Consider the following 12,287-nt stretch of genomic DNA (forward strand, 5'->3'; position numbering starts at 1 on the left):
CCCAGTTGGCAGAGCAAGTGTACTTACATTATTGAACCGCCGTATACGAGAACCGTACGTACGGTGGTGTGAGAGGACGACTAATCAACTAATGATTAGTCTCCTACTCGATTGATTAGACTTGAAATCAAAGGTATATCGATGTCCCTGTGTTAAACTATGGTAAAAACCAACCCCTTGGTAACATTGAAAGACTTGCATTGATGAATGATCAGTGTGATTAGGATAAACTTGATCAATATAAGGATGATTTGGTAGCAAAACATCTAGCATTGTACGATCAACTGGTCGAACATCACCTTCAATTCGGATTACTTCGATAAAATAATCTTCTTCACGATAACTTGTAATGGCAACTTTTGGGATAGCCATTAGTTGTTGGTAAAAGTGAGTATCCGGACTTGTCATAAAATAAATACCATCTTCGTTTGCTAAACCAATATGAATCGGTCTTGCATGGGGATTACCATCTTGATCAGCCGTTGAAAAGATAGCAAGACCATTTTTGGCTAATTGTTGCATAATATCATCTAATAACATAGAAAGACTCCTTTTAAAATAATTGTTCGATAATATATATTATGTAAACTAATTAATATGAAAGATAAAAGTTTGACTAACACCCTATGACACTTTATCATTCGCATTCTTGAGAATCCACTTGTGAACTTATTTTCAAGTAGCTTACCACAAAGCTACCATACGTTATATCCCCAGTCAATGATTAAATTACATTAAAAATAAAAGCAAGCCAACCCTATCAAAATAGGTTGGCTTGCTTTTATTTAAAAGGGTTTACTCAGATTCAGATTCAAGTGTGTATTCTATATTATCTAAGATTAACTTATCATCTTCAATTTGTGCGTCAATGACAACAACTTTGTTATATCTAACTCTTAGAACGTTATCTTTATTATAGATATCAATTCCATTAAATTCTATAATAAACGATCCATTTATTTTAACGACATATTGAACTTGGTCATAAATTTTAGACAATTCTCCATAAATTACTCTATCAGCAAGACCTTGTTCTTCGAGTTCCTTAGCTTTTGAAACTAAAGACTCATTCGGTTGATTTTGACTTGGCATAGTTGGATTTGCATTTTTAATTGCCGCTTCGTCTTCTATTTGTAAGTATGGTATGATTTCAATAAATTTTTCGTATATAGCACCTCCAGCAAAAGATAGGATTAATGAATCTTCCGAAATTAAAATTTGTTCAATAACCGCATTTTCGTCTGAAGTTGTATATACTTTGTAATTTTCTTCAGCAAATATATTATGTGAAGGTAACAGCAACACGATAGAAACGATGGTTAAAAATAATTTTTTCATGAATATACCTCCCCTTTTTTAAAAACTTATGCGATACATATATGTATAGCATTATACTAACCCGATTATAGAACAAAACATTAAGTTAGTCAAGGATATATTATGTTTCGGTTAGACTTTCACCTTTTTTATAACCGTATCCTAATTTTATCAAGGAAATATAAATGATTTGAGACTGTTCCTCAAGTTAATAGCTATTAGAATTTTTATTTCTTCTCTTCCACAATTAATTGAGCTTTTTGATTGAAGAATTTAGGATAGGCTAAATATGCACCAATAATCGTTGAGCAACTGATTGAAGATAAGATCATAAACATTACAACCAATTGGTAACGAATGGCTTGCGTTGGTTCTGCGCCTGCCATAATCATCCCAGTCATCATTCCGGGTAACGATACAAGACCTACCATTTTGGTTGAGTCGATATTCGGTATTAGCCCTGTCTTAATGCTCTCTCTAACGACGGTTTTTGAAGCTTGATGGATTGTAGCTCCAAGTGCCAATTTCTCGAGTACTTTTTGTCGTTGATCAGTGAATTTGCTGTGCAATGAGTTAAAGGTTAAGCTCATTCCAGTCATAGCATTGGAAGATAACATGCCCATAATTGGAATCACTTCTCGTGGTGTCCATTGGATTGCGCCGGTGAGAATGAGGATTCCCAGTGTAATGATTGCCCCTGCGCCGATAGAGACAAAGGAGATGAAAAAAGCATTATTAATTCCTTTTGAACGACGTTTCGCATTCATTGAGGCATTAAAAATCATAAAAATAATCATTAAAGTTGTTAATAAGTGATTATTAACATTAAAAATAAATTGTAAAACATATCCGATAATAAATAGTTGTATCGCAGCTCGAATTCCTGCTACTAAGACTTCTTTTTCAACATCTAAGTGCTCCTTATAAGATATTACGACTGGAACTAACAAGAGTAATGATGTTAAAAGTAATGAGTAAATGGATAAATTATTTGAATTCATCGCTCTGCCCTACTTTCTTATCTTCTACTTGAAGTACTTGGTCAAAATGAGTTAAATCTTCGTCTAAGTGTGACACCATCAGTACGGTAATTTCGCGTTCAGATTTTAAATCTTTTATGACATGCGCAATGATCTCACGATTTATTTTATCCAATGAAGATGTAACTTCATCAAGTAATAACACCTCGGGTAAAAAATAATAAATTACGAATAAAAGCAATTCGTTGACGTTCTCCCCCTGACAGTTCTTCAATATGTTTTGTTAAGTAGGATGCATCAAGACGGACTTTTCGAAGCCAATCAATCGCATGGGCTTTGTCAAAGGTTTGATGTCGAATCTCATATGGGAAAGATAAGTTTTCTTCGACGGTTTGATCAAAAAGTAGTGGGTTTTGGAAGAAATATGAAACTTCCTTACGATATTCGATTGGATCATAAGATGCAATATTTTTACCTTGATAGGCTAGTGTCCCTGATGTGGGAGAAATCATTAAGGCTAATAATTTTAATAAAGTGGATTTACCACTCCCAGAGGGACCGGTGATTAAGACCGATTCTCCCTCCTTAATATCAAAATTAGCAGATTCAATAATTTGGTAGCCATCGGGTGCCGTATAACTTAATTGTTTGGCTTGAAATAATGAAGTTATCGTCATTCATTTCACCTTTCGTTTATTAGTCAATTCGATAAAGTTTTAGATAAAAATCATCATCCAAGTCGACAAAACTCAATGCGGATGGATTGGAGTGTTCGACGAATAGAATTTGTTTATTGTTTAAATTAAAAATAAATCCATTTAGGAAATCATTGATTTCTTTATCTAGCTCATCGAGTGAAAAATCATAATAATATTCTAAGAGTTCCAGTGAGTCAGTTGGTAACTCGTGAAAAACACCCATTGCTTGTGCTACGGTCATTTTAAGTCGATAACTATCGTTTGAGTGTTCAATATAAGGTGTTATGGCTTTAATTAAGGCTGGGTCTTCCTCATAAAATGAACTTGGAATATTCCCTTTAAGAATATCTGTAATCTCGTCTTTTGACAGATATAGCCAGTTGTCTTCAATATAATCCTCAAAATTTAAATTGAATGTGACGGATTTAGGGTCAATTTGATAGTGATTACCTTGCTTTTTCAGTTTAAAATTTATTTTATGATCTGATACAAAATCGTATTCAAAAACAAACTCAGCTTGGTTGTTGGATGTAACTTTTAAGTATTCAGAATAATCAGTATGTGTTTTTTTGACTTCTTGACCATTAAATAAATAAAATTGGTCTTCTGGACGTTCATTCACCCAGTAGCCACTCAGTGGACTACTTCTGAAAAAGCTGAAATATATTAGGATGAATAATAATAAGATTCCTACTGGAATAGTATATTTAGGTAGATTTAATGTCCGATTTCCAATTTTGAATTTAGTGAGCGACGTGCTGTGTGAGTTTTTCTCTAGTTTAGTACCACACGTTGGACAAAATAAATCCTCTTCTTTAACTTCAGTACCACAATTTGGACAATATTTCATAATTATTTCCTCCCATAATTAATAATAATAAAAAAGTCAAATCAGATAATAATTTTTTTATTCAATAATGATTTCTTAGACTGATAAAGATAATATGGCAACTAAAAATATAGTTTTTTTACTCAATGATCACCTGCAGTTCTGTAACATATTCATCAATATTTGAAGTTTGGTTAATATCGATTAAGTACCGTTCAATTGCATATGGCCCTGGGTGATATCCGAGCGACTTTATTCGCAACAGAAGCTGATTATAAGCTTTTTCAGCATTTTGATAAGAGCCTTGATAACGCAATGTTGCATAAGTTCCTTGAGGAAGGGTTCGGTCGTATGGCTGGCCCTCCCCTACAATGAGTATTGCATCACTATATTCATTATATTTTCTTTGATGAATTTTCTCAATTGGAAGTAAGACAGCGAAATCGCGGTTATATATTTGAATTGTTTCTTTTGATTGTTGCATTAATTGATGAAAGGCTAAGTCGACTTCGTTATCCGTTTCAATCTTTTCTTCTAAATGAATAATTTTCCGTTCGGAATAATCGATGAATCGGACTTGATTAATTAAATCATTTGTTTGGGCATCTTCTAAAGCGAAGATTCGATGATTGATGTAATGCCGCTGCTTTTCTAAGGAGTTAATCTGCTCCTCAATAAATTGCAATTCTTGGTTCAAAATGGCTTTTTCTTTTTCAACCGACCGCTCTTCTAGAAATTGTTTGATTTCCTTCAATGAGATATCTAAACGTTTCATTGTTGTAATCACATTGAGTTTCCAAATATCAAATAACGTATAGATACGATAACCATTTAATGCTCGCTCAGGGATTAATAGTCCTTCCTTCTCATAATGACGCAATGTATCGGTCGTAATGTTATATAATTTAGCAATTTCACCGATTGTATAGTGTAGTTTCATAATTCTCCTTGACCTTGGACCGACTCCAACCTTTATAGTGGTATTATATCATTTTTGGAGGCTTTTATTCATTGGAAACAAAGAAATTATTTAAAACATATCTAAAATACTTAGTGCCAACGATTGGCTCAATGATTTTATACTCAACTTATACGATGGTTGATGGTATTTTTGTAGGTCAAGGTGTTGGCCCCCTCGCTTTATCAGCAGTAAATGTCTCAATGCCTTTTGTAACGCTCTCTTTTGCGAGTGCGATACTCTTAGCGATTGGAACTTCTAATTTAATTACTTATTCGTTAGGTAGAGGAAGAATTCAACGAGGGAATCAATACTTTACGATGGGACTATCACTTGCTCTAGGAGTATCCCTTGTCATTTCCTTGGTTGCTTATTTTAACTTAAATTCGCTTGCCCTTCTGCTTGGGTCTGAACCGGAAATCCATGAGTATGTGCTAGCTTATTTAGGAACGATTATTTTATTTAGTCCGTTCTTCTGTATGACCTATATGTTTGAAATTATGGTGAAAGCAGATCGCCATCCGCACTTAGCGATTATATTTATGGTTGTATCAGCTCTAACCAATATTATTTTAGACTACGTATTCATTTATATTTTCCACTTGGGTGTGCGTGGCGCCGCAATTGCGACCGGGATATCGCAAGTTCTTCCGTGTATTGGGTATACGCTTCATTTTCTATCGGATCGTGCAAATTTAAAATTTACTAAATTTAAGATGCGTCGGATTGATCTACGTGATATGATTCGCTTTGGCTTCCCTGCAGCGCTCACAGAAATGTCTACTGGATTTACTATTTTGGTTTTTAATCAAGTCATCGCAAATCATTATGGCGTTAACGGACTTGCTGTTTTCTCTGTGATTGTATACTTGATGAATTTAATCGTAAATGCGATGTTAGCGATTGTTCAAAGTAGTCAGCCTTTATTGAGTTATAATTTTGGCGCTAAGAACATGACACATGTTAAACAACTCAGGAAATACGTTTTGTATACGATTCTTGTAAGTAGCTCTATGATGGTATTATTGATTCAACTCTTCCCGAATGCAGTTTTATCCATCTTTTTAAATCATATGGAAGCAGAATTTATTGAGTTAGCGGTTAGAGCCATGCGCCTGTTTAGCAGTTCGTTTTTAATTTTAGGTTTTAATATTGGTATTGGTGGTTATTTAACGGCAGTTCAACGGCCTCGAGATGAATTAATTATTTCATTGATGCGTGGCTACATCGTGGTTGCGTTGGTTGTCTTTACCTTCCCAAATCTATTCGGGTCAAGTATTATTTGGCTTTGCCTAACCATTTCAGAATTGATTACTTTAATAATTTCGCTATATTTTCTTCGTCGAGAAAGACTACAACGTACTCAAGCATAAGAAAACAGCACTCGAATTTTTCTGAGTGCTGTTTTGATTTAAATATTCTTTGTCATCATTGTAGCGATTTTAGGAAGAATTTTCTCGAAGTTAATTCCCATATTTCTTGATCGTCCTTGCTGATATGATACATTCATGGCTTCTTCAAGTAAGATACTTGATTTTTTGAGTGAATTCTCCAAAGAATCACCGGCTAAGTGAAACACCGTTAGCAAGCTAATAGCGGTATCTCCGGTGCCGCAATATTCTGTTTCATAATATTGGTGCATAATGTAGACAGGTTCATGGTCTTTTTGACTTAAAAAGAAACCAATTTGTTCATTATGGTGAACTCCTGTGATAATAACATTATCTGGACCGAGTTGATGCAACTTTTCAGTAAGTTGGCATAATTCATCATGGGTCGGTCTCGGTTGATAAGGTAAATCAGCTAATAGATAGGCCTCCGTAATATTCGGAAGAATGATATCAGACTGACTTAATAAATGGCGCATTCCAATAATAATCTCTTCGGTAAATCCTGGGTAAAGCTGTCCCCCTTCTGCCATAATCGGATCGGTTACAACGATGGCATCTTGAGCTTGGTCTAATCGGATTATTTCGAGATAAGTGACAAATTGTTCGATTTGAGCGGCATTTTCAAAATAGCCAGTTAATATCGCTGGATATTTGACTGGTTGTGTTTGCCAATGCTTCGCAAATTCCATAAAGGAATCCCCCAGTGATTTGATAACAAATCCTTCAAATCCTGTATGTGTAGATAATAATAATGTAGGTAAAAGTGCCACTTCGTATTGCGCGGCATTCAAAATGGGTACATTAATTGAAGCAGCAGCTTTACCTAATCCAGGCCAATCATTCACTACCATAATCATTTCTGTCTTCATCATTCATCACCTAATATTTTCTATTCATTTCCAATCGAAATGTACTTCATATTTTACCGAACAACTGATACTATTAATAGTATCAAAAAATAGTATTTGGATGGTACCAGATGGTTGTAGGAGGTTTCATTGGAACTAAATTTAAATCAAATGATTGACACCCCCCTTTATTTACAAGTTTATCAAGATATCAAAGATAAAATACATCGAGGGGAATTGAAATATAACGATAAGTTGGTTAGTAAGCGTCAATTAGCAATGCAAAATGGGATTAGTCAAAATACTGTACTGGGTGCCTATAATCAATTATTAGATGAGGGATACATCTATTCGATTGAACGAAAAGGTTATTTTGTAGCCAATATTACTAATCAATACCCTCTAATTGATTGTGACATTCCAATTTCAGAATCAGAAATAATATCGAAACATAAATATGATTTAACAAAATCAGTTCCGGATCCAGCATTATTTCCATATCAAAAAATTGGGCGGCTTTATCAACAAGTTTTATCGCCAGACAATCTTCCTATCTTGTCAATGACAGATTATCGTGGTTTACCTAGTTTAAGAAATGGAATTCAAGCCTATTTAAGTCAATCACGTGGCGTGCCCTGTCATCCTGATCAAATTATTATTGGTCCGAGTACTAATTATTTAATGACGCGTCTCTTTGAAATACTTAATTTATCCCCTGGGGATAGGATTGCAATGGAAAATCCGGGATTTCAGGGGATTATGCCAGTGATTCAGCATCATTCTTTGACCGTTTGCCCCATTGGACTTGACGATTCTGGGTTGATTATCGATCAACTTCAAAAATCTAAGTCACGACTTACATTTGTCACACCGAATCATCAGTACCCAACTGGTATTATTATGCCTGTCGATCGCAGATTAGAGCTACTCAATTGGGCGATTCAATCAAATAATCGCTATATTATCGAAGATGATTATGACAGTGAGTTTAAGTATAGTGGTCAGCCGATCGCAAGTCTTAAACATTTAGATCGACATGAAAGAGTCATTTATTTAGGCAGTTTCTCTCGTAATATCGCTCCAAGCTTACGAATTAGTTATATGGTTTTACCTGATTCTCTTGCACTGTTATATCAAAATTTTAAAGTATATCATACAATGGATGTTAATACGTTAAGTCAATTTGTTTTAGCTGAATTTATACAACAAGGTGATCTAATCCAACACTTGAATCGTTCACGAAGATTTTATCGAAAGAAACGGAATCAGTTAATCGAATCGATAAAAAATGTCGATCCTAATGCCATCATTATAGGGGGGCAAGCAGGATTACATCTTCTTTTGAAGCCATCTGTTGTGTTTGATTCGACTTGTTTCCTATCAAAAATCCAATCAGCTCACATTAAATTGAATTTATTAAGTCATTTTACAATGAATTCTAACATTGAAAATGATCAGATATTATTTATAAATTATTCATCGATCCCGTTAAATGAAATAGATCATCTAATACAAAAAATTTATCATTATTTGTATGCTTCTCAGAATACTTAAAAAAGGCAGCAAATCGTTTGATTGCTGCCTTACTATTATCATCTCATCTGTATTGACCTGATTTCCAAAGTACCATGCTGCCTGTTTCAAGCGATTGAGGCACATCTATGATCCGCTGATTACTACTGCCTCTAAATTGCAGCGTTAAATCTTTCTTTGTAATGTCAAAACGTCCATCAACTAGGACGTCAATTAAGTGCAATAACTCAATCTTATCTTCAGTATCTTGGAGCAATTCTTCATAATAATAACCACTCCATGACCAAATATCTTTCGTATTACCGTAAATTTCACGGACGCGCCTTACCAACGGAATTAATACCGTTGTATTGAGAAATGGTTCGCCACCTAAAAGCGTTAACCCCTGAACATAATCATGTTTTAAGTCATCGATAATTTGTTGTTCGAGTTCTTCAGTATAGGGTACACCATAATTAAAATTTTGGACAATTCGGTTATAACACCCTCGACAGTTGAATGGACAGCCGCTGACATAAATGGAGTTGCGAACACCCTCTCCGTCGACAAAATTAAAAGCTTTATAATCCGCAATTTTATTTCGCGATAACTCACTGGCTTTCCACTCTTTCGGAGCTGGATTTTTAAACAAAGGTTGCTGTTTTTGCATAATACCCCTCTTTACTTTGAAGCGCCCATGTGTTTTTTACGTGAAGCAATCTCCTCGTGGCGTCCATGAATCATTGGACGGATATTAGGATTTCCTAAATAACCACAAGTTCGTTTCACAACATCACAGGTATCGGGATTAGTATTGCCACATTGTGGACATTTAAAGCCACGCTCTGTCGGCTCGAAGTCGCCATCAAAATCACATTCGTAACAATGATCAATCGGTGTATTCGTTCCTAAATAGCCAATCCGGTCATATGCAAAGTCCCAGACGGTTTCAAGGGCTTTAGGATTTTGTACCATATTCGGGTATTCACAATAATGAATAAACCCACCTGAACAATATTTTGGATAATCTTTTTCAAACTCAATTTTTTCAAATGGGGTTGGAGATTTACGAACATCATAGTGGAATGAATTGGTGTAGTAATCTTTATCCGTAATATCTTCAATTAAGCCAAATTTTTCTTGATCCAAATGACAGAAGCGATCTGTTAAAGATTCTGCCGGAGTTGAATAGACACTAAAGTGATAACCATATTCATCTGCCCATTCATCAGCAGCTTCTTTTAGTTTTTTGACAATTTCTAAAGAAAATGCTTTGGCTGTCGGATTATTTTCCCAGTTTCGTCCAAAATAGTACGCTGTAGCTTCATAAAGTCCAATATAACCGATTGAGATTGTAGCCCTACGATTTTTAAAGACAGTATCTACTTCGTCATTTTCAGACAAATGATGTCCAAAAGCACCATGTTGATATAAAATCGGTGCATTAGCTGGAACGGCTTCTTTCGTACGTTTAATGCGATATAATAGTGCTGTTTTAATGACTTGGAGGCGCTCATCCATCAGTTGCCAAAATATCTTAGGAGATTGATTCGATTCTAAAGCAATACGCGGAACATTCAAGGTAACAACCCCAAGGTTCATACGACCAGCGTTGACCTCTTCTCCGGCTTCATTGTGCCACCCTTGTAAAAATGAACGGCATCCCATCGGTGCTTTAAATGATCCAGTTAGTTCCAAAATTTTGTCATACATTAATACGTCAGGATACATCCGCTTGGTAGCACATTCGATTGCAAGTTGTTTAATATCGTAGTTCACATCAGTGGGTTGAAGATTGGTCCCTTTTCTCAATGTAAAGACCAATTTAGGGAAAATTGCAGTGCGTTTTTCCTTACCAAGGCCTTGAATTCGAATATTTAAAATCGCTTTTTGAATTTCACGCTCATACCAATTTGTTCCCAAACCAAAACCAACGGTCGTAAAAGGCGTTTGGCCATTTGAGGTATATAATGTGTTAATTTCGTATTCCAAGCTTTGCATCGCATCATAAATATCTTTTTGCGTACGTGATTTTGCGTATTCTTCGATAATATCAGATTCTGGGAACCATTCCTGAGCAGTTTTAAGGTGCTTTTTGAAATTCAGTTCTGCATACGGTGCCAGAATTTCATCAATTCGGTCAATGGTACAACCACCAAATTGACTTGAAGCAACGTTTGCAATAATTTGTGCAATTTGGGCGGCAGCTGTATTAATTGATTTAGGCGAATCAACTTCAGCATTGCCAATTTGGAACCCATGATCCATCATGTATTTAACATCAATTAAACAACAATTCGTCATTGGACTATATGGTGAATAATCTAAATCATGAAAATGAATATCACCTTTTAAATGTGCATTCGCTACTTCTTTAGGTAGAAGATTGAGTCCAATTGCTTTAGCGCTCGTTCCAGCCGTTAAATCGCGCATCGTATTAAAAACACGGCTATCTTTATTGGCATTTTCATTTAACATTTTTCGATTACCTGAAGTGAGTTGAGTAATTTTTTTCTTAATATCTAGTTGATCTTCTCGGTCTTTAAATTGTTTTGTATGAAAGTTTTCATAATTTAAGGCCGTTTGATACTGCTTATAATGCTTTAATGAAAGGATGACAAATTGGTGAATTGCCTTAGTCGTTTTTAACTCGTTGACTTGATTTAAAGCATTTTGCGCAATGATGTTAGCGACTTCTTTATTAATATTTGCTCCCATCGCTTTTATAATGGATTGATAAATAAAATGCGGGTAGAATTTAACGCGACGTCCGTCGCGTTTTGTAATTTTTTGAGCTGTTTGTGGTTGGTGAATTAATTCCATGATAGACCTCCTATATGATTTATAGAGTACTGATAACACAAAAATCAATATGTTGTGTGTGCACATACAATTATACACAATATATAGGGGTTATCAAACTTTTTTTATATTTCACAATATCTAGTTAGTATTCTGATGTGTAAGGTCTTTTAGTAAAATTAATTTAATTTAAACGATAAATTAAAATCAGTAATACTAATTAAGATAAGAATGGCACTTAATTTTGATATTATTTTAAGTATTAATTAGGATTTATTGAAAAATATATTCTTATTAAATTTTTCATTAGGTACGATTTTTGATTAATATAAAAAAACATCCGATTTGCATCGGATGTTTAAGCAAAATATTATGGGATTAAATAATCAGTGACTAACTCTATAGTCAGTATTAATAAATACCATAAATTGTACATTGCTAAATCTGATATTGAAATTGTTGAATGACCATATTGCGGTGGTAGATTATTTGATTGTGATTTACCACTTTCTACACTGCTCTTTTGTGCTGATGGAATAGCTGCACCTGATTTAAGCGTAAATTCACGATTGTATGCCTTAAGTATTTCAATCAGATTGTTAATAGATTCCTCATTCGTCTTTTCATTAAGTGCCCGTTTAGCTACTTCGATTTGTTGGTGCATCGCTTCAATCGACAATGCATTTGGATAACGATACTGATCTAAATGAGCTAACTTATAAGTTAATTCCTTAATCAATCCAATTAATTCTTCAATATTTCTTGGCGATACGTCCACAGTGTGATCATCCTGTTCTTTCTCATCGACTTCTTCTGTTATTTCTGAATTTTGAGTTGTTTCTTCCGAAGTTACTTCTTCCGTAGTTTCTTCAGTAGTTGTTTCACTCTCTTGAGTTGTTTCTTCCGAAGTTACTTCTTCGGTAGTTGTTTCACTCTCTTGAGTTGTTTCTTC

The 12,287-nt window shown here is 34.7% G+C and carries 13 protein-coding genes; 2 read left to right on the forward strand and 11 right to left on the reverse strand.

All coding sequences use genetic code 11. From position 1 onward, the window contains the following. Positions 1-84: 84 nt before the first annotated feature. The 7 genes from CYJ57_RS04590 to CYJ57_RS04615 all read right to left on the reverse strand — a co-directional run bounded on the left by CYJ57_RS04590 (position 85) and on the right by CYJ57_RS04615 (position 4,764). Positions 85-540, reverse strand: coding sequence for a pyridoxamine 5'-phosphate oxidase family protein (locus CYJ57_RS04590; protein ID WP_101954260.1), 456 nt, complete (start codon positions 538-540; stop codon positions 85-87). A 255-nt stretch (positions 541-795) separates the two neighbouring features. Further along, positions 796-1,338, reverse strand: coding sequence for a hypothetical protein (locus CYJ57_RS04595; RefSeq protein WP_101954261.1), 543 nt, complete (start codon positions 1,336-1,338; stop codon positions 796-798). 206 nt (positions 1,339-1,544) lie between these two features. After that, positions 1,545-2,318 carry an ABC transporter permease gene (locus CYJ57_RS04600; RefSeq protein ID WP_101954262.1) on the reverse strand — a complete coding sequence of 258 codons (774 nt, stop codon included), beginning with the start codon at positions 2,316-2,318 and terminating at the stop codon, positions 1,545-1,547. Further along, complete coding sequence (locus CYJ57_RS07990; RefSeq protein ID WP_244896581.1) at positions 2,305-2,472, reverse strand: hypothetical protein; 168 nt, start codon at positions 2,470-2,472, stop codon at positions 2,305-2,307. Before CYJ57_RS07990 ends, CYJ57_RS04600 begins: the two co-directional genes overlap by 14 nt. A 16-nt stretch (positions 2,473-2,488) precedes the next feature. Continuing rightward, entirely contained in the window at positions 2,489-2,974 is a 486-nt protein-coding gene (locus tag CYJ57_RS04605) for an ABC transporter ATP-binding protein (RefSeq protein WP_244896582.1), read from the reverse strand. 19 nt (positions 2,975-2,993) lie between these two features. Further along, positions 2,994-3,845, reverse strand: a complete 852-nt coding sequence (locus CYJ57_RS04610) for a zinc ribbon domain-containing protein (RefSeq protein ID WP_101954263.1) — start codon at positions 3,843-3,845, stop codon at positions 2,994-2,996. A gap of 118 nt (positions 3,846-3,963) precedes the next feature. Continuing rightward, on the reverse strand, positions 3,964-4,764 hold the full coding sequence (locus CYJ57_RS04615) for a MerR family transcriptional regulator (RefSeq protein ID WP_101954264.1): 801 nt from the start codon (positions 4,762-4,764) through the stop codon (positions 3,964-3,966). Positions 4,765-4,835: 71 nt separating this feature from the next. On the opposite strand from CYJ57_RS04615, the gene CYJ57_RS04620 reads away from it, so the two are divergent. Then, positions 4,836-6,155: an MATE family efflux transporter gene (locus CYJ57_RS04620; protein WP_101954265.1), complete on the forward strand. Its 1,320-nt coding sequence runs from the start codon at positions 4,836-4,838 to the stop codon at positions 6,153-6,155. 38 nt (positions 6,156-6,193) lie between these two features. Here the strand turns inward: CYJ57_RS04620 and CYJ57_RS04625 are convergent, their stop codons facing one another. Beyond that, positions 6,194-7,042: a pyridoxamine kinase gene (locus CYJ57_RS04625; RefSeq protein WP_180764392.1), complete on the reverse strand. Its 849-nt coding sequence runs from the start codon at positions 7,040-7,042 to the stop codon at positions 6,194-6,196. Between the two features lie 129 nt (positions 7,043-7,171). Here CYJ57_RS04625 and pdxR point away from each other — a divergent pair, with 129 nt between their 5' ends. Continuing rightward, positions 7,172-8,575, forward strand: a complete 1,404-nt coding sequence (gene pdxR / locus CYJ57_RS04630) for a MocR-like pyridoxine biosynthesis transcription factor PdxR (RefSeq protein WP_006701276.1) — start codon at positions 7,172-7,174, stop codon at positions 8,573-8,575. Positions 8,576-8,618: 43 nt separating this feature from the next. Here the strand turns inward: pdxR and nrdG are convergent, their stop codons facing one another. The 3 genes from nrdG to CYJ57_RS07810 form a co-directional block, all read right to left on the reverse strand. Further along, positions 8,619-9,203, reverse strand: a complete 585-nt coding sequence (gene nrdG, locus CYJ57_RS04635) for an anaerobic ribonucleoside-triphosphate reductase activating protein (RefSeq protein ID WP_006701277.1) — start codon at positions 9,201-9,203, stop codon at positions 8,619-8,621. Between the two features lie 11 nt (positions 9,204-9,214). Beyond that, complete coding sequence (gene nrdD, locus CYJ57_RS04640) at positions 9,215-11,356, reverse strand: anaerobic ribonucleoside-triphosphate reductase (RefSeq protein ID WP_101954267.1); 2,142 nt, start codon at positions 11,354-11,356, stop codon at positions 9,215-9,217. A gap of 349 nt (positions 11,357-11,705) precedes the next feature. Continuing rightward, positions 11,706-12,287 (reverse strand): hypothetical protein (locus CYJ57_RS07810; protein WP_180764393.1); only part of this gene is annotated, 582 nt, incomplete at its 5' end.

Source organism: Falseniella ignava (assembly GCF_002847645.1).
GTDB lineage: Bacteria > Bacillota > Bacilli > Lactobacillales > Aerococcaceae > Falseniella > Falseniella ignava.